The organism is Rhodococcus sp. NPDC006774 (assembly GCF_040636045.1).
Taxonomy (GTDB): Bacteria; Actinomycetota; Actinomycetes; order Mycobacteriales; family Mycobacteriaceae; genus Rhodococcoides.
Genome location: NZ_JBEYIW010000004.1, coordinates 308,812 through 326,527 on the forward strand (window position 1 = coordinate 308,812; position 17,716 = coordinate 326,527).

The following is a 17,716-nucleotide window of genomic DNA, read 5'->3' on the forward strand; positions in this document are numbered from 1 at the left end:
CGCAAGAGAACTCGAGTAGGGTTCACAGACATGCCGGTACGGATCGAACGATCAGGCCCCGTCACCACCATCGTCCTGTCGCGTCCGGAGGCCCGCAATGCCGTCGACGGCCCCACCGCTCAGGAGTTGATCCAGGCGTTCGAGGAGTTCGACGCCGACGAATCCGCCTCGGTGGCAGTCCTGTGGGGCGAGGGCGGCACGTTCTGCTCCGGAGCCGACCTCAAGGCACTGGGCACACCGCGCTCGAATCACGCGACCGAACACGGGGACGGACCGATGGGCCCGACGCGAATGCGGTTGTCCAAGCCGGTCATCGCGGCCGTGTCGGGATACGCCGTCGCGGGCGGACTGGAACTCGCTCTGTGGTGCGACCTCCGCATCGCCGAGGACGACGCCACGTTCGGCGTTTTCTGCAGGCGCTGGGGAGTTCCGTTGATCGACGGCGGCACAGTGCGATTGCCGCGCATCGTCGGTACGGGCCGGGCGATGGACATGATCCTCACCGGTCGCGCCGTCGACGCCGAAGAGGCATTGAACATGGGACTGATCACCAGAGTGGTTCCGGTGGGCCGAGCCCGGTCGGAAGCAGAGGCATTGGCCGCCGAGCTCGCGCTGCTACCGCAGACCTGCATGCGTGAGGATCGGTTGTCCCTGCTGGAACAGGACGGCCTCGACGAAGAGTCCGCCCTGAAGAACGAATTCCGACACGGTGCCATCTCGATCAACGCCGATGCGCTCAGTGGCGCGAGCCGGTTCGCATCGGGGGCGGGACGACACGGCACCGCGAGCCCGTGAAATCCACACGCCTGTCGGTGATCGACGAGATATTTCTCCGGACCCACCGCGGCTATGGAATTCCGATTGCGCTGCAAGGCATCTGGCGCACGACCGAGACGGTGAGCGCAGAAGAACTACACCGGGTCCACGACCAGCTGGCCATCGGACAGCTCGGCCGTCGAGTCGGCAAGCCCCGCACACCCGGGGCCCGACTTCGATGGGACATCTCGTCCGAATCGCTCCCACTCGACTACGGCACCGACGCGGTCGACGACATCATCGGATGGGCCGACGCGCAGGCAGAAGTTCGACTCGACCCGCAGTACGGACCCGGCTGGCGGTTGACGGCCGCGCCCATTGCACACGGCGGCACCGTGCTGTCTCTGGTGTGTTCGCACGCACTGGCCGACGCTCGTGAGCTCATCGACGCTGCGGCCCGAGCATTCTCCGGATCGACACCCGTACCGGCGCTGCACCCGGGATCGGATGTGAAGGACGCGCTCTCGATGATCTTCACCGTTCTCCTACGATCCATCGCAGCGACGGCGAGGTTGTGGGTCAGTAAGAAGGCCCGAGCCGAACTGCGAGCATTCACCACCGCCGACAGCGGCGGCGTCACCCCGCACGGGGCGCGGGCAATGCAGTCGGTGATCGTCGATATCGATGCCGCAGAGTGGGATTCGGCGGCAGAAAGTGTCGGCGGATCGGCCAATTCGTTGTTCGTCTCGGTCGTCGCCGCCACGATGAGAGAACTCGGGTCACCCGCGGTGACCGTCGACATTCCTTTTCGCACCGGGTCCGGTGACGCCAATGCGATCGGCATGGCCACCGTCGCCGTCCGCGGAGACGACTCGCCCGCGGCCATCCGAGCAGCGTGCAAGGAGGCGTTCGGCAAGCCGGTGGGAGCACCCGCAGGCTATCCACCCGAGATCGTCCAGCTGCTCCCCCATCGCGTCGCCGCCAAGCTGACGTCGACCCCTGGGCGCGGAGAAGTGTTGTGCTCCAACATCGGCGACATTCCCGACGGCATCACCGCACTCGGCACCCACCGATCGTGCGGACTCGCAACCCGCGCGATCCATCCGAATCCGTCGGGCGCGCTGTCGACGATCAGAATGTCGACCTATCTCTCCCGCCTGGACGGCAACTACACACTCTCGCTCGTGTGCACCGACGACGCGTTGGCCGGATCGACCGCCGAGCTCACCGCGGCCGTGCAGCGAGCCCTGGCAACGCGGGACCTGGCCGCCAAACCCTGGTAGGTCTACCGTTGTCGCCATGAACGAGCACGATATCCACACCAAGATCCAGCAGCTCATCGCCACCGAGCACAAGCTTCGCACCGAGGCCCAGTCGGGCGACATCGACCCGGACACCGAGAAGGCCCAACTGGCGTCCCTCGAGCACGCCCTCGATCAGTGCTGGGACCTGCTCCGCCAGCGTCGGGCGCGCATCGATGCGGGCAAGAACCCCGACACCGCAACGGCCAACAGCGTCGACCGGGTCGAGGGGTACCTGCAGTAGCCCCTGCCCGACTCCTAGACCATCCGATCCGTCAGCACGTTCGGCAGGAACCGCAGCGCCGCGTCGATGCCACGCCACTTGAGTCCGGGTAGCGCGGCGCGGCGGGTCTCGCTCTCGATCGCGTCGACCATCGCGGTGACACCCTGGTCGAGAGTGGCTGTGAGAGCGGCACTGTCGCCCGCTTTGGCGGACATGTCGGTGGCGATGAAGCCGGGTAGCAGGGTGGTGACGGCGATGTCCGTTCTCGACAGTTCCGTGGACAGCGATTCACCCAGCGAGGCCACTGCGGCCTTGCTGGCCGAGTAGGCCGCTTTGGCTCCCGGCAGTCCCCGGTCGGCGCTGATGGACGAGACGAACACCAGGTGCCCGCGCTTCTGCTCTCTGAAGATCGACAGTGCGGCTTCCGCCTGCGACAGGGCTCCGACGAAGTTGGTGCGTGCGGTCTGCAGATTGGCCTCGGCCCGGCCGGTGCCGATCTTCGCGCCCTTGCCGAGCCCGGCATTGACGATCACTCGATCGAGGCCGCCCAATTCGTCTCGCAATCTTCCGAACACCTCACCGACCGCGTCGTGATCGGTGACGTCGAGGGCTCGAACCACCACGGTGATGTTCGGGTTGTGATGCATCAACTCGGCGCGAAGATCGTCCAACCGCTCGACGCGTCGGGCGCAGAGCGCAAGGTCCCGGCCCATGCCTGCGAACCGTCGCGCCATTTCCTCACCGAGCCCCGAGCTCGCTCCGGTGATCAGAATCTTGTTCCGAGTGGTCGCCATAAGCGGCGAGCCTATGTCACTGTGGAGCAATGGCCTCAGAAAGCTCGGAATTCGATGTCATCGTCATCGGCGGTGGACCGGTCGGCGAAAATGCCGCGCAGTACGCAATACAGGGCAGCGATCGCACCGCGGTGATCGTCGAACACGAACTGCTCGGCGGTGAATGCTCGTACTGGGCCTGTATGCCGAGCAAGGCACTGCTGCGTCCGAGCGAGGTTCTCGACACCGCGCGAAACATGCCGGGAGTCAAAGAGTTGGTCGGCGATCAACCCCTCGACGCCGACGCCGTCCTGGCCCGACGCGAATCCTTCACCCACAGCCTCGACGACTCCTCGCAGGTGACGTGGGCCGAGTCGGCCGGCATCTCGGTGGTCCGTGGCCACGGGCGACTCACCGGGGCCAGGACCGTCGAGGTCGACGGCCGCACACTCACCGCCCGTCACGCTGTTGTCCTCGCCACCGGAACCACCGCATCGGTTCCGAACACCCCCGGCCTGCGCGACGCCCGGCCGTGGATCTCCCGCGATGCCACCAACATTCACGAGACCCCAGGGCACATCGCCATCATCGGCGGTGGCGTCGTCGCGACGGAGGCGGCCACCTGGTTGCTCTCGCTCGGAGCGAAGGTCACGATGATCGTGCGCGGATCGTCGCTGCTGGCCGGTTCCGAACCGTTCGCCGGTGAACTCGTCGCCGAGGCGCTGAGGAAGCGCGGCGGGGCGATCATAATCGACGCCTCCCTCGAGTCGGTGTCACGAGAGAACCCTGCCGACACCGGCATCGGTCGAATCCACGGCGGCCCGGTCGGTCTCGTGGTCGACGGTACCGAGATCGTCGCCGATGAGATTCTGGTTGCGGCAGGCCGCACCCCGGCGAGTGCGGACCTCGGATTGTCGAGCCTCGGACTCGACGAGGGCCACTACATCGACGTCGACGATCATCTGAACGTTGCCGGTCACGACTGGCTCTACGCGGTGGGCGACGTCAACGGCCGCGCGCCACTGACGCACATGGGCAAGTACCAGGGCCGGGTGGCCGGCGACGTCATTGCCGCCAGAGCCGAGGGAAAGCCACTGGACAGCAAGCGGTTCCGCGCATCAGCGGATCACGGTCAGACCCCCCAGGTGGTGTTCACTCCGGTCGAGGTGGCGTCCGTCGGACTGACCGAGGCAAAGGCCCGAAAGGAAGGCATCGACGTCGAGATCGTGGCACAGGACATCGCCGTCGCGGGTTCGTCTCTGCAGCAGGACGACTACTCGGGCCGTGCACAGCTGGTGATCGACCGCGCCACCGACACGATAGTGGGCGCGACGTTCGTCGGCCCGGGCGTCGCCGAGCTCGTTCATGCCGCCACTGTCGCAGTGGTCGGCAAGGTCTCGCTCGACGACCTGTGGCATGCGGTGCCGTCGTATCCGACGGTCAGCGAGATCTGGCTCCGACTCCTCGAGGCGCGTCGAACACCCGATCACTGACGCATGTAGGCCGCGGCAATGCCCTCGTAGGTTGTCGGGTCGGCACGCCTGATGCGCAGTGCCACCAGGACCCCCAGGATCGCGGCGAGGATCAGAACCACAGGGATTGCGTTGACGACCGCAGAATCGGAACCGGTCAGGATGCTGTAATGCGTTCCGGCGAGCACCAATCCGGTCATGAAACCGGCGAAGCCGATGCCGGGGGCAATCCCGGTGCGCCACAGTGAGCGATCCGGATGGCCGATGAAGAACACCACCACCGACAGCGCTGCCGCAGCCTGCAGGGCGATCACCCCCAGAGTTCCGAGGCCGATGGCACCGGCAGCGTAGATCAGGTACGGGTCGGCACCGGTCACCGCGAACACCGCCAGCGCCACTGCAGCCACGATCGAGGCGGTGATACTGCCGATGTGGGGGCTCGAGTGCTTCGGATGAATTCGGCCCAGCCGCACCGGAAGTACGCGCTCACGCCCGAGAGCGAACAGATATCGACTGGCCGCGTTGTGCACGGCGAGATACGACGCGAGCACACTGGTGCACAGCAGCACCGCGGTACCGTCGTACAGCACTGTTCCTCCGTACTGCTGCGCCAGCGTGAACAGAAGATTGCCCAGTTCGGTCTGGGCCAGTACCGGTGCGTCCACTCCACCCGCGGCCCCGACGATGATCCAACTCGTCAGCACGTAGAAGACCGCGATGAGCGTGACCGCGATGAAGGTCGCGCGCGGGATGCTGCGTCTGGGGTCCTTGGTTTCCTCACCGTACAGAGCTGCGGACTCGAAACCGATGAAGCTCGAAAAGGCGAACATCATCGCTATCCCCAGCGACCCGGAGAACACCTGCGTCGGAGTGAACGACTCCAGTGGCAGTGCCGCGGTCCCCTTGTCACTCACCACCAGGACGTTGAACACCGTCAGAAACGCAAATTCGAGCACCATCAGAGTTCCGAGAACCTTGGCCGAGAGGTCGGCGTTTCGGAAACCCAGGAATGCGACAATCACGACAGCGGCTGCCGTGAAGATGTACCACGGAATATCGATACCCGAGTCGGCGAATACCACATGCGTGAAATATCCGAATGCGCCGGAAAGTCCGCACGCCAGCGACGTATACGCGACAACTGCGACATATGCGGCAGCGACACCGGGCGGCTTACCCAACGCCAGACCGATGTAGGTGTAGAACGCACCGGTGCTGTACACCTGCTGGCTGATCGCCGCGAAACCCACCGAGAAGCACAGCAGCACAACAGCACTGATCGCGTACGCCGCGGGCAGACCGGCACCGTTGCCGCGGATCAGGGCCAGCGGTACATTGCCGATCATCGCCGCCATCGGTGCCGCGGCAGCCACCACAAGAAATACCACTCGTCCGGTGGTCAGAGTACGTCGCTCGGACATCGTTCGGACGCTACTCGCAGAGGGAGCAGAATGCTGACATGGAATACGAACGCGGTTTCGAGAGACTGGTCAACTTCAGTGACGCTGTGGTCGCGATCGCTGCAACGCTGCTCATTCTTCCGTTGGTCGAACTGGCAGAACCGGACGACAGTGCACAATTCGTCGATATTCTGCGTGACCACGGGGTCGAGCTGTTCGCATTCGTCCTCAGCTTTCTGGTCATCTTCTCGCAGTGGCTGAGCCATCATCGGGTCTTCCGGAACCTGGTCGGGTACACCCGGGGTCTGATGTGGGTGAACTTCGTCTGGTTGTTGTCCATAGTGTTTCTCCCGTTCCCCACCAAGCTGATCGCCGAGAAGAGCGGTTACGACGCGAGCGCCTCTCCGCTCTACGTCGCGACCATCGCGGTGTCCGTCATCGCGATGTTCGTGGCCGACGTGATCGTGTCTCGGCACCCGAACATCGTCGCGCGCGACACCCCGACGTCCGGGAGCACACGCAACGGAGCCATCACGTCGGTACTGATGCTGGTCGCTCTCGGGCTGTCGTTCACCCCACTCGGCCTGTGGTCGTTGCTGATTCTGTTGCTCACTGCGCCGATCAACCGTCTCGAGGAGCGAGTGGCCAAGTAGATTGGTCGTGTGAGCACCGAGAGCGCGCCGAAGCAGCAACCGCTTCTCGTGCTGGGCAAGATCACCGAGATTCTCGACGCCTTCTCGTTCGACCGCCCGTCCATGACCCTCGGTGAGATCCAACAGACCACGGGCCTGCCGACCTCGACGGTGCAGCGCCTCGTCACCAACCTTGTGCAGCAGGGATTTCTGGACCGCCGCGGCGATCGCATTCGCATCGGGGTCCGCATGGCCTATTGGGCCGCGACGGCGACCAAGGACCTCGACGTGCTGTCGGTCGTCAACCCTGTTCTCAAGGACATGCGAGACCTGACGACCGAGACCGCGTGCTTCTTTCGGCCCGAACAGAACTACCGCGTGTGCGTCGCCATCGCCGAGACGCGGCATGCCTTGCGACGGGATATGTACGTCGGCAAGGTCATCCCGCTCAGTGCAGGATCGGCCAGCCGCGTTCTGCTGGCCTGGGACGACGACCTGGCCGAGCGTGTCCTTTCTCGCGAACTCGAATCGATGACCGAGCAGACGGTGACCGAAGCCGAGACGATGCGAACCCTGTTGGCGCAGACCAGAGCCGACGGTTACGCGATCACCACCGGCGAGCGCGAGACCGGAGCGTCCGGACTGTCCGCGCCGGTGTTCGATTCGGCCGCGGACATCGTCGGTGCCGTCACCATCAGCGGACCGACACTGCGGATGCCGCAGTCGCAGTGCGAGGACTGGGTGGATCTGCTGATTTCACACGCCGAGCGGATCACGAGGACTCTCGGCGGCCGCTACCCCGCGTGAGACCAGGCGTCCGGATTCACCGGATGCGGTGGCATCGAACCGCCGAACATCGCTGCTGCGTTGGTTGCGCACAGCCGTGCCATCTGCGAACGAACCGACACCGTCGCGCTCCCCACGTGTGGGAGCAATACCGTGTTGGGCAGACCCGCGAGGCCGGGTTCGAGGGCCGGTTCGCGCTCGTAGACGTCCAATCCTGCTGCGGCAACAATGCCCTCGCGGAGCGCGCTCACCAGAGCGGCCTCGTCGATCACCGGCCCTCGCGCGGTGTTGATCACGATCGCCGACGGCTTCATCGCTCCGAGTACGGCTGCGTCCACCAGATGGTGGGTGGAGTCCGACAGCGGAACATGCAGGGACAGGAAGTCGCTGGTCGTTACGATCTCGTCCCACGACGCATGCTCGACGCGACCCGCGAACTCACCGAGCTCGTCATCGGAGACCTCACGATCGCCGGGCGGACGGGGGCAGAACTTGACCGTCATGCCGAACCCCAGTGCGCGGCGCGCGGTGGCGCGGGCAATGCGCCCGAAGCCGGCCAGCCCCAGTACCCGGCCCGAGACATCGCTGCCGAGAAGCAGTTCCGGCTCCCATCCGGTGAACGAGCCCGAGCGGACGAACGCATCGGCCTCGACGGCTCTGCGGGCCGTCGACAGGATGAGCAGCATGGCGATGTCCGCGGTCGAATCCGTCAGCACCCCTGGCGTATTGGCGACCGTGATGCCACGTTCGGTTGCGGCCGCGATGTCGATGTTGTCGAATCCGACAGCGTAGTTCGATATCCCGACCAGTGCTGCCGACGCCAGCAGGTCGGCGTCGAACCGGTCACGCAACTGAGAGACGACCACGGAGTATTCCCCCGAGGCGCAGGCGTCGATCAGCTGCTTGTGATCGACCTCCCGCAGGTCGACGTCCCCGGCGGCGCGCAGGATATCCATGCCCGGCGCGGGGATCTCGGTGGTGACGAGAATGCGGCTCATACGACCCACTCGAAAGCGGCAGGAGTGGAGCCTGCGGAACGACCAGATGAGGACAGCCCTCCGGATCGTGCACCCTGCACTGTTTTCGATCGCATGGGCTCGCCGAGCTCGGTGAGCAGATCTTCGGACAGAGAGACCATGCGCGCCAGCGTTTTCGGCTCGAACCAGTCCGGGCGCGTTGCGAAGAGGATGTCCTCCGACGAGGTGTTGCCGCTGGCCCCCGGGGCGAACGGGCACCCACCCAGTCCGCCGAGCGAACCGTCGACCATCGTGGCTCCGGCGGAGATCGCGGCGAGAGTGTTCGCAACGCCCAGACCCCAGGTGTCGTGACCGTGGAACACCACTCTGCGATCCGGAGTTTCGGCGCGCACGCGCTCGATCAGCGACTGCACCTGCACCGGAACCGCCTGACCCAAGGTGTCGCAGATGACGATATCCGTTGCGCCGGTGGCGCGTTCGTCGTTGGCGATCTCGATGACCCGGTCCGGCGGCACCTGCCCCTCGAACGGGCAGGTGAAGGACGTCGCGATACACAGCTCGATCTCACCTCCCACCGATCGCGTGATGTCGACGGCGTCGGGCATCGCCGCCAGGGAGACCTCGGTCGTACGACCGATGTTGGCCTGATTGTGCGAGTCCGACGCAGAGAAGCAGTACTGGAAATTGCGGGCACCGGCGGCAGCGGCCTTCTCCACGTGACGTGGAGTGGCGACCCATACCCAGCATCGTGCGAGTTCGGCGGCGGTGAGCTCGCCGATCACCTCGAGGGTGTTGGCCATCGGCGGCACCTTGTCGCCCCGTGCCATCGATCCGATTTCGAGCGACGGTACGCCGAGATCGATGAGGGCTCTGATGATCTCGAGCTTGCGTTCGGTGGACAGCATCTTGCCGGTGAGCTGCAGGCCATCGCGCATGGTGACGTCGCGCAGTTCTGCGGCGGGAGCGAATCGATACATCTAGAGGCTCATCTCTTCGTCGGTGCGACCGAGCAGAGTCGACAGTACTTCCCTGGTGTGCTCGCCGAGATCCGGTCCGACCGAACGAATCGGCAGGGACGCGTCCCCGATCACCGGGACGACGCCGACGAATCCGACGTCGGTTGGCTCGTCGCCGCCGGTGTCGACCGGAAAGTGCTGAATCATGTTGCGGGAGGCGTACTGCTCGTCGGCCACGATATCGGCCGCAGTGTAGATCGGACCCGACGGCACTCCGGCGGCGTCGAGAATCTTCAGAGCCTGCTCGCGCGAATGCAATCCGGTCCAGGCCGAGATGGCGGCGTCCAACTCGTCGCGTCGACGCCACCGACCGGCGTTGGACGCCAGGTCCGGATCTGCTCCCAGATCGGGACGATCGATCGTCTCCATGTAGCGCTGGAAGATGGCATCACCGTTTCCGGCGATGATGATCGAGTGACCGTCGTTGCAGGGGTAGGCGTTCGACGGTGCGATGCCCTCCATCCGGCCGCCGGTGCGCTCGCGCTCGACACCGTAGGCGAGGTAGTCCGGGATCAGCGATTCCATCATCGACAGAATCGATTCGTTCAGAGCCACATCGATGGAACGCTGTGCCAACGACAGCGGGGACTGCTCGTCCGGTGCCTGCGCCGCGCGCTGGGTCTGCCGTTGGAACAGGGCCATGACGCAACCGAACGCCGCGTACAGCCCGGCGATGGAGTCCCCGATCGAGACCCCCACACGGACGGGTGGCCGATCCGGATCGCCGACGAGATTGCGAAATCCGCCGTATGCCTCTGCGACAGCGGCGAATCCGGGTCGCTGCGACATGGGGCCGGTCTGCCCGAAGGCCGAGATGCGAGTGATGATCAATTCGGGATTGGCGGCAGAGAGCACCTCCGGCGAGATACCCCACTTCTCCAGAGTGCCGGGACGGAAGTTCTCCAGGACGATGTCGCATTTCGCTGCGAGGTCGACGACGTCCTTGCGTCCCTGCTCGGTGCGCAGGTCGAGCACGATCGACTTCTTGTTGCGGTTGATCGTTCGGTAGAGCATCGACGTAGTTCCGGAGTACAACCGCCAGTTACGCAGTTCGTCTCCGGTTCCCGGCCGTTCGACCTTGATCACCTCGGCACCGAAATCGGCGAGCATGCGCGCCGCAGTGGGGGCGGCGATGTAGTTTCCGAGCTCGAGGACTCGAACTCCGCTGAGCGGCAATGCCATCGTGTTCCTTTCGATACTCATGGGAGACAAGCTCACAGGATCCAGCTCATCGGCACGATCAACGCGATGGCGATGACCGATGCCACCGAGACGCCTACCGAGCACGTCTTGAGTGTGCCCCTGGTCGACTGGCCCATCAAGGACTGCAGGAGCCAGAAGGTGTTGCTGGTGACGTGCACGGCGAACAGTGATCCGGCACCGGCGGCGAGGGCGATGAACACCGGGTCGAGACCGATCAGCGGAGCGACCGGGGCGAGGATGCCCGCCGAGGTGATGGCGGAGATCGTCACCGATCCGACGGCGATGTGCAACGCGGCAGCGATGACCCACACCATCAACAATGGAGCGGCGGTGCTGGCCGTGAAGTACTGGCCGAGGATGTCGCCGAGTCCTGCCTCGTTGATGACGGCCGCGAGCGACCCACCGACCCCGGTGAGAATCAGGATCTGACCACTCTCGGCGAAGCCGCGGGCCAACGCCTTCTCCACTCGAGCCTGACCGACGTGGTAGCGACCGATGAGGCACGTCCCCACCAGTCCGATGAGGAGCGCAATGACCGGACTGGCGATGAATTCGACTACTGGAACGGATATTTCGGCGACTTCGAGAACGGCACCGATCGCGATGAGGACGAGCGCGAGCAACAGCGGCGAGAGCAGCACCAGCAGCGACGTCTGCTTCTCGGTGCGTACCTTCTGGGCTACGCCACCTCCGGTTTCGAGGGGCTCGTCGTCGGCATCGGCAGGCTCCGGGACCACTGGCTGCTCGACCACGGTGATCTGCTGCTCGTCCTTCTCCTCGTTCCACCAGCCGTGCCGGAACACGAACGACATGATGGCCACCGAGAGCACGACGACGGGCACGATCAGGATCAGTCCGTAGATCATCATCTTTCCCAGCGGCACGCCGAGCAGTCCGGCGAGGGCGAGCGTCGCGACACCCGGGACCATGAACACGATTCCGCATTCGAGTGCGATCGCCAGCGCTGTGGCCATCCGCGCTGTGCCGTACTTGCCGATCTTGGGCGCGAGGCTGCGGGCGAGCGGAGCGGAGATCACCAACAGCACGTCGAGGAAGATGGACTGCAGCAGAGTCGCGATGGTCAGCGACAGTGCGTACGGGAGCCGCTTGGGACCGAAGGTTCGCAGCAACGTGCCGACGAGGCGCTGGATGGCACTCATCTCCTGCAGGACCGAACCCATCAGGACGCCGAACGCGATGAGCAGGCCGACTTCGGCCATGATCTCGCCGAATCCGCCGGTGATCGTGTCGACGGTGGTCGACACTCCCAGCTTCGTCGCCAGTCCCAGGTACGCAGCCCCGAGTACAAGCGAGATCACCGGGTTGAAGTGAAAACGAACGATGAAGACCACCACCGCCAGAACGGCGACGACGGTGTTGATCACGATCCACATATCGGACATCGGCGATTCTTCCCGCTGGGTGAGAGTGACCGCTGCCATGACACGCGGTTCGGTGTGATCCACCACACTGATACCCACATTATGGGCATAGATTTACTTCGTGAGCAAGAGCTTGGGCAGCATCGAGCCACAAGGGTCCACCGAGAGCCAGGTCAGATCGGCTGCGCGCGCCTGACCGACAACGCAGCGCGGGAGGCGTCGAGTTCGACAGGTGAACGCACCGCCACCTCACCGACCCGCAGGATGCCGTCGGACAGCGGTTCCACCCGCAGCCCGCCACGACCGATCAGCGCCTTGCGTGCGCCGTCGACCACCGTGCGGTCCATCCACGCGCAGGGATGGGCCGGTCGCCCGCCCCGGAACCGAATCCAGCCGTCACCGGAATCGAGCTCGAATTCCAGACCGCGCAGTGGGTCGAGCTCGAGACCGCGCACGACGACATTTCGTCGGGCCACCGAGGGATCGGGCACCTCGACACCGAGCACATCCCCCACGGCCTCCCATGCCTCGAGCGACAGAAAGCTCACCGCTGCCTCGGTATGCGCTTTGACGCCGAAGAATCGATCGCCGCGGATGCCCTTGTGGGCCACGATCTCGACACTGTCGGGCAGTTCGGTCGGCACATCGGCCGGGCCGTCCTTGGATCTCCCGAAGTACGCGTGCGAGGGGGCCCGCAGCAGCTCCACTATCTGGGCTCGATACTCGAAAGGCATGCTCTCGAGTGTGCCCGGTACCGAACCCAGCCGGTTCTTACCCGCGGGTAAGGACGGATCAGTACACTCGCGACATGGCTGTGACGACACGCGTGACCACCACCGACGGCATCATCGAGGGCAAGCCGGTGGGCGACCTCACCACCTGGCGCGGCATCCCCTATGCCGCCCCACCCGTCGGCCCGCTTCGGTTCCGCGCGCCGCAACCGACGCAGCCGTGGACGGGCGTGCGCGACGCCACCGAGTGGGGCAACGCCTCGATTCAGCACAAGCGCGGCACGATGCTCGCGGTGGGCAAGTACCAGCCGTCGAGCGAGGATTGCCTGACGCTCAACGTGTTGGCCCCGAGCGCACCGAGCGCGAGCCCGCGTCCGGTCATGGTGTTCATCCACGGCGGTGCCTACACGCTCGGCACGTCGGCCACCCCGCTGTACGGCGGCGGTTCTCTGGTGCGACGCTCGCTGAAGGACGGCGACGGCATCATCTACGTGTCGGTCAACTACCGACTCGGCGCACTGGGCTACCTCGACATGTCCCAGTTCTCCACTCCCGAACGGCCGTTCGACTCCAATCTCGGCCTGCGCGACCAGGTTGCGGCGCTCGAGTGGGTACAGCGCAACATCGCGAACTTCGGCGGCGATCCGAACAACGTCACGATCTTCGGCGAGTCGGCCGGTGGGAATGCCGTCACCACACTGCTGACGGTCCCCGCCGCGAAAGGGTTGTTCGCCCAAGCCATTTCCGAGAGCTCTGCGCCCGGCATGACGGCCACCAAGGAACGCGCCGATCAATGGGCACGCGAGTACGTCGGCTATCTCGGCGGCACGGTCGACAACGCTGCCGAGACGCTGGAGAACGCCGAGGTGCTGCGGCTCGGCCGGGCCGGCACCAAACTCGGCCTCACCACCCTGCACCGCACTCCGGGTCTGCTTCCGTTCGGCCCGGTGATCGACGGCGACTTCCTCCCGGTCAGCCCGGTCGAGGCCTATGCGAACGGAACCGCGCACCGCGTCCCACTGATCATCGGTACCAATGCCCGTGAGGGAACACTGTTTCCGAAGTTCCTCGACGCGCTACCCACCAACCCCGAGCGCATCACCAAGCTGTTCTCACTGACCGATCCAGACGCCGAAGCCGTGGTCACCTCGGGCTACCGGGGCTACCCCAACGAGCGGGCGGCCATCGACTTCGGTGGAGACTTCACCTTCTGGAAGCCGTCTCTCGAAGTGGCCGAAGGACATTCGCGTCACGCACCGACGTACTTCTACCGGTTCGACTTCGCCCCCAGGTCGATGAAGCTGCTCGGTTTCGACGCCACCCACGGCTTCGAGTTGTTCGCGGTGTTCGGCATCAGCAAGACCTTGTTCGGCAAGGCGCTGACGTTGGCGGGCGGGCGCAAGGCCTTCGCCGACGTCACAGAGGCCGTGCAGTCTCAGTGGATTACGTTCGCCACCAACGGAAAGCCGCAAGACTCGTGGCCGGCGTACGACGAATCCGACCGCAAGACATTGATATTCGACACCCGCACGCGGGTACAGAAGGATCCACGGAGCGACCGTCGCAAGGCGTGGGAAGGCTACCGGGGCTACGACAGCCAGAAGCTCGAACCCGTCACTTGAGCAGGCGGGACATGCGACGGTCGGCGAGAATCTTGCCGGCCGTCTGGCACGTCGCGCAGTACTGAAACGAGCGATCCACGTAGCCGACCTCGCGTACCGGATCGCCGCACACCGGGCAGGGAAGTCCGGTTCTGGCGTGCACCCGCATCCCCGATCGCTTCTCCCCCTTCAGACGCGCTGCATCCTGCCCGGCGGAGCGGGCCACCGCGTCGGACAGGACAGAGCGCATCGCCGCATAGAGCGCCCCGACGGACTCCGCATCGAGCTTGCTCGACGATGCGAACGGCGACAGCTTGGCGACGTGCAGAATTTCGTCCGAATACGCATTGCCGATGCCGGCAAGCAGGGACTGATCCACCAACGAGGTCTTCAGTCGTGCGGTGGTGCTGCCGAGGATCTCGGCGAATTCGAGCTCGGTGACCGCCAGCGCGTCGGGTCCGAGCCGCGCGATACTCGCGACCTGCTGTGGGTCGCGCACCACCCACACCGCCAGCCGCTTCTTGGTACCGGCTTCGGTGAGATCGATGGCGGGCGTCGCCCCCTCGGGGGTGAAGAAGTGGATCCGCAGCGCCAGGGGGCCTTTGCCCGGCTTCGGCGGTGCGACGCTGGGGTTGTCCACCCACCGCAGCCATCCTCCGCGAGAGAGATGGGTGATCAGCCAGAGGTCACCGGCTCGAAGGGCCAGGTGTTTCCCGAAGCGGGCGGCATCGGTGACGTCCTTGCCCTGCAGCTCGGTGATCGGCGGATCGAACGTCTTGAGAACGCTCAGCGCGGCGATGTCGATGCGACCGATCACGGCACCGACGGCATGCTCGCGCAGAAAGCCGGTAAGGGCTTCCACCTCGGGTAATTCCGGCATGTGTCCAGTATGCAGCTACGATGACCGTCGTGATGGTTCCGACTCCGTACGAAGATCTGCTGCGCCGCATCCTCGATACCGGTACGGCGAAATCCGACCGCACGGGAACCGGCACCACCAGCGTGTTCGGGCATCAGATGCGCTTCGACCTGGCAGCGGGGTTCCCGTTGATCACCACCAAGAAGGTCCATCTGAAGTCGATCGTCTACGAGCTGTTGTGGTTCTTGCGCGGAGACTCGAACGCCACGTGGCTGCAGGAGCACGGCGTGAGCATCTGGGACGAGTGGGCAGCTCCGGACGGTGAACTCGGCCCCGTCTACGGAGTGCAGTGGCGGTCGTGGCCCACCCCGTCGGGCGAGCACATCGACCAGATCAGCCAGGTCATCGAGACCCTGAAGACCGATCCGGATTCGCGGCGGATGATCGTCTCGGCCTGGAACGTCGGCGAGATCCCGCGGATGGCGCTACCGCCCTGCCACGCGTTCTTCCAGTTCTACGTGGCCGACGGCAAGCTTTCGTGCCAGCTCTACCAGCGCAGTGCAGACATGTTTCTCGGTGTGCCGTTCAACATCGCCAGCTACGCACTGCTCACGCACATGGTGGCGGCGCAGACCGGCCTCGAGGTCGGCGAGTTCGTGTGGACCGGCGGCGATTGCCACATCTACGACAACCACCGCGATCAGGTCACCGAGCAGCTCTCTCGCGAGCCGTATCCGTACCCCACTCTGAAACTGGCGCAACGCAATTCGATCTTCGACTACACCTACGAGGACATCGAGATAGTGGACTACCGGCATCACCCGGCGATCAAGGCCCCGGTAGCGGTGTGAGTGCACCGCACTTCGTCGGTCTGATCTGGGCCCAGACCACCGCGGGCGTCATCGGGGACGCGGGATCCATCCCCTGGCATGTCCCCGAGGACATGGCTCACTTCAAATCGAAGACGGCCGAGCATCCGGTGATCATGGGCCGAAAGACCTGGGACTCACTGCCCGCGAAGTTCCGTCCACTGCCGGGCCGTCGCAACATCGTGGTCACCCGCAACTCCTCGTGGACCGCCGACGGTGCCGAGAACGCATCGAGCGTCGCCGACGCCGTGGCCCTGGTAGGCCAGAGCCCGGTCTGGGTCATGGGCGGCGGCGAAATCTATCGCAGTGCAATGGATATCGCGACCCACCTGGAGGTGACCGAGGTCGATCTCGACGTCGAGGGCGACACGAGGGCTCCCGAGATTCCGGCCGGCTGGGTCGGGACGGCGGGCGAGTGGCAGAACAGCCGGGTCGACGGGACCCGATTCCGCTTCGTGGAGTACGGAAAGCCTACCCAACCTTCTTGAGCGCGTTCAGGATTCCCCCGTCGCGACTGCGAGCGGTGCGTCATACTGACGATCATGGACAAGAAGTCACTCACCGCCCTTGCCCGCCAACAGCTCAAACTTGCAGTCGGCGCGTCGAGTGGCCGCAGTTCGCAGACGGTGTACGGCGGTCACCAGCGCCACCTGCGGCAGACGGTCGTGGCTCTGGCCGCAGGCAACAAGCTGGCCGAACACGACCTCTCCGGCGAGTCGACCGTCCTGGTACTCAGCGGCAAGCTCGAACTGATCTCTGGTGAGCGCTCCTGGAAGGGCTCGACCGGCGACCTTCTCGTCATCCCCGACGCCCGCCACAGCGTCGAGGCCCTCGAAGACGTGAGCTTCCTGCTGACCGTCGCTATGTGAGCGCTTTCCGCACGACCAGCACGGGGCAGTCCGCGGTGTTGACGAGCGCGAAACTCGTGGAGCCCAACAGCATTCCACCGAATCCGCCGCGCCCCCGGTTGCCCACCACGATCAACGCTCCGGTTTCGGACAATCCACTCAGAATCCGCACCGGACGGTCCTGAGCGACGACGCGCTGTACCTCGACGTCGGGGAACCTCTCCTGCCAGCCGGCGAGGCTCTCTGCCAGCAGAGCCTCCTCACCGTCGGCGATGGCCTGCCAGTCCTTGGGCGCACGGCCGAACGACTGGGTCAGATCGACATCGGACCACACGTGCACCGCGATCAACACGGCGTCCCGGGCCGATGCTTCGACGAACGCCCACTCGACCGCAGCCTGGTTGACGTCGGAGCCGTCGATACCGACGACGACCGGCCCCTCGGCAACCGGGCGACCGTCGATGTCACGGCCTCGCACCACCGCGACCGGTGAGACGCTGTGCGCAGCCAACGAGAGTGTGACAGCGCCGGTTTCGCTGGCCCCGATCACCAGAAGCTCGGCTTGTGCCGAGACGCCGATGAGAACGTCCATCACACCGCCCTCGACGGCGCTCGAGGTCACCTCGAAAGTGGGATCGTCGACGACCAGAGCCGCCAGAGTTTCTGCCGCCACCAGTCTGGATTTGGCCGTGGCCACGAATTCGGTTGCTTCTCCGGCGAATTCGCTCAGGTCGACCACTCCTGGCATGTCGACGGCCGTGACGATGTGCAATCGCCGATCGCGTCTGCGCGCACAGAGAGCCGCCCAGATCACCGCCTTGTCCGCTGCCGCGGAACCGTCGATACCGACGATGATCGGTCGAGAGCCTGTCACGTTTCGGGCCTCC

Annotated in this window: 19 protein-coding genes; 10 read left to right on the forward strand and 9 right to left on the reverse strand. The window is 65.1% G+C overall.

What is annotated here, in order from left to right:
* Positions 1–30: 30 nt before the first annotated feature.
* Genes ABZ677_RS08795 through ABZ677_RS08805 form a run of 3 tightly spaced genes read left to right on the forward strand, consistent with a single transcriptional unit; the run spans position 31 to position 2,301 of the window.
* A complete protein-coding gene (locus tag ABZ677_RS08795; protein ID WP_037191901.1) occupies positions 31–795 on the forward strand; it encodes a crotonase/enoyl-CoA hydratase family protein in 765 nt (254 codons plus the stop codon).
* A complete protein-coding gene (locus ABZ677_RS08800) occupies positions 792–2,039 on the forward strand; it encodes a hypothetical protein (RefSeq protein ID WP_358368413.1) in 1,248 nt (415 codons plus the stop codon). Before ABZ677_RS08795 ends, ABZ677_RS08800 begins: the two co-directional genes overlap by 4 nt.
* A 16-nt stretch (positions 2,040–2,055) precedes the next feature.
* The gene (locus ABZ677_RS08805; protein WP_037191897.1) at positions 2,056–2,301 is read left to right on the forward strand and encodes a DUF2630 family protein; all 246 of its coding nucleotides are present in this window, start codon (positions 2,056–2,058) and stop codon (positions 2,299–2,301) included.
* Between the two features lie 14 nt (positions 2,302–2,315).
* Here ABZ677_RS08805 and ABZ677_RS08810 read toward each other — a convergent pair whose 3' ends face one another.
* On the reverse strand, positions 2,316–3,074 hold the full coding sequence (locus tag ABZ677_RS08810) for an SDR family oxidoreductase (protein WP_094633095.1): 759 nt from the start codon (positions 3,072–3,074) through the stop codon (positions 2,316–2,318).
* A 29-nt stretch (positions 3,075–3,103) separates the two neighbouring features.
* Here ABZ677_RS08810 and ABZ677_RS08815 point away from each other — a divergent pair, with 29 nt between their 5' ends.
* Positions 3,104–4,546 carry an NAD(P)/FAD-dependent oxidoreductase gene (locus tag ABZ677_RS08815; protein ID WP_358368416.1) on the forward strand — a complete coding sequence of 481 codons (1,443 nt, stop codon included), beginning with the start codon at positions 3,104–3,106 and terminating at the stop codon, positions 4,544–4,546.
* On the opposite strand, the gene ABZ677_RS08820 is transcribed toward ABZ677_RS08815, so the two are convergent.
* Positions 4,540–5,946: an APC family permease gene (locus tag ABZ677_RS08820; protein WP_358368418.1), complete on the reverse strand. Its 1,407-nt coding sequence runs from the start codon at positions 5,944–5,946 to the stop codon at positions 4,540–4,542. The two genes, ABZ677_RS08815 and ABZ677_RS08820, sit on opposite strands and share 7 nt — an antisense overlap.
* A gap of 38 nt (positions 5,947–5,984) precedes the next feature.
* On the opposite strand from ABZ677_RS08820, the gene ABZ677_RS08825 reads away from it, so the two are divergent.
* Together ABZ677_RS08825 and ABZ677_RS08830 are read left to right on the forward strand one after the other, a co-directional pair.
* On the forward strand, positions 5,985–6,578 hold the full coding sequence (locus ABZ677_RS08825; RefSeq protein ID WP_358368421.1) for a TMEM175 family protein: 594 nt from the start codon (positions 5,985–5,987) through the stop codon (positions 6,576–6,578).
* 9 nt (positions 6,579–6,587) lie between these two features.
* A complete protein-coding gene (locus ABZ677_RS08830; protein WP_358368424.1) occupies positions 6,588–7,364 on the forward strand; it encodes an IclR family transcriptional regulator in 777 nt (258 codons plus the stop codon).
* Here the strand turns inward: ABZ677_RS08830 and ABZ677_RS08835 are convergent.
* The 5 genes from ABZ677_RS08835 to ABZ677_RS08855 form a co-directional block, all read right to left on the reverse strand.
* Positions 7,352–8,341: a D-glycerate dehydrogenase gene (locus tag ABZ677_RS08835; RefSeq protein ID WP_358368427.1), complete on the reverse strand. Its 990-nt coding sequence runs from the start codon at positions 8,339–8,341 to the stop codon at positions 7,352–7,354. The two genes, ABZ677_RS08830 and ABZ677_RS08835, sit on opposite strands and share 13 nt — an antisense overlap.
* Positions 8,338–9,297, reverse strand: coding sequence for a hydroxymethylglutaryl-CoA lyase (locus tag ABZ677_RS08840; RefSeq protein WP_358368430.1), 960 nt, complete (start codon positions 9,295–9,297; stop codon positions 8,338–8,340). The genes ABZ677_RS08835 and ABZ677_RS08840 overlap by 4 nt, the downstream gene beginning before the upstream one ends.
* On the reverse strand, positions 9,298–10,539 hold the full coding sequence (locus ABZ677_RS08845; RefSeq protein WP_358368433.1) for a CoA transferase: 1,242 nt from the start codon (positions 10,537–10,539) through the stop codon (positions 9,298–9,300). It lies immediately after the preceding gene.
* An 11-nt stretch (positions 10,540–10,550) separates the two neighbouring features.
* Entirely contained in the window at positions 10,551–11,942 is a 1,392-nt protein-coding gene (locus ABZ677_RS08850; RefSeq protein ID WP_358368436.1) for an SLC13 family permease, read from the reverse strand.
* A gap of 152 nt (positions 11,943–12,094) precedes the next feature.
* The gene (locus ABZ677_RS08855; RefSeq protein WP_358368439.1) at positions 12,095–12,655 is read right to left on the reverse strand and encodes a molybdenum cofactor biosysynthesis protein; all 561 of its coding nucleotides are present in this window, start codon (positions 12,653–12,655) and stop codon (positions 12,095–12,097) included.
* A gap of 74 nt (positions 12,656–12,729) precedes the next feature.
* On the opposite strand from ABZ677_RS08855, the gene ABZ677_RS08860 reads away from it, so the two are divergent.
* On the forward strand, positions 12,730–14,274 hold the full coding sequence (locus ABZ677_RS08860) for a carboxylesterase/lipase family protein (RefSeq protein WP_358368442.1): 1,545 nt from the start codon (positions 12,730–12,732) through the stop codon (positions 14,272–14,274).
* On the opposite strand, the gene ABZ677_RS08865 is transcribed toward ABZ677_RS08860, so the two are convergent.
* On the reverse strand, positions 14,267–15,133 hold the full coding sequence (locus ABZ677_RS08865) for a DNA-formamidopyrimidine glycosylase family protein (protein WP_358368445.1): 867 nt from the start codon (positions 15,131–15,133) through the stop codon (positions 14,267–14,269). The genes ABZ677_RS08860 and ABZ677_RS08865 overlap by 8 nt on opposite strands.
* A gap of 29 nt (positions 15,134–15,162) precedes the next feature.
* On the opposite strand from ABZ677_RS08865, the gene ABZ677_RS08870 reads away from it, so the two are divergent.
* The 3 genes from ABZ677_RS08870 to ABZ677_RS08880 are packed head-to-tail and all read left to right on the forward strand — an operon-like array spanning position 15,163 to position 16,850.
* The gene (locus tag ABZ677_RS08870; protein WP_037192195.1) at positions 15,163–15,963 is read left to right on the forward strand and encodes a thymidylate synthase; all 801 of its coding nucleotides are present in this window, start codon (positions 15,163–15,165) and stop codon (positions 15,961–15,963) included.
* Positions 15,960–16,469 (forward strand): dihydrofolate reductase, encoded by a 510-nt coding sequence (locus tag ABZ677_RS08875; protein WP_358368448.1) that lies wholly within the window; start codon positions 15,960–15,962, stop codon positions 16,467–16,469. Before ABZ677_RS08870 ends, ABZ677_RS08875 begins: the two co-directional genes overlap by 4 nt.
* A 54-nt stretch (positions 16,470–16,523) precedes the next feature.
* Positions 16,524–16,850, forward strand: coding sequence for a cupin domain-containing protein (locus tag ABZ677_RS08880; RefSeq protein ID WP_068050089.1), 327 nt, complete (start codon positions 16,524–16,526; stop codon positions 16,848–16,850).
* Here ABZ677_RS08880 and ABZ677_RS08885 read toward each other — a convergent pair.
* Positions 16,843–17,703: a universal stress protein gene (locus ABZ677_RS08885; protein WP_094633084.1), complete on the reverse strand. Its 861-nt coding sequence runs from the start codon at positions 17,701–17,703 to the stop codon at positions 16,843–16,845. The genes ABZ677_RS08880 and ABZ677_RS08885 overlap by 8 nt on opposite strands.
* Between the last annotated feature and the right edge of the window lie 13 nt (positions 17,704–17,716).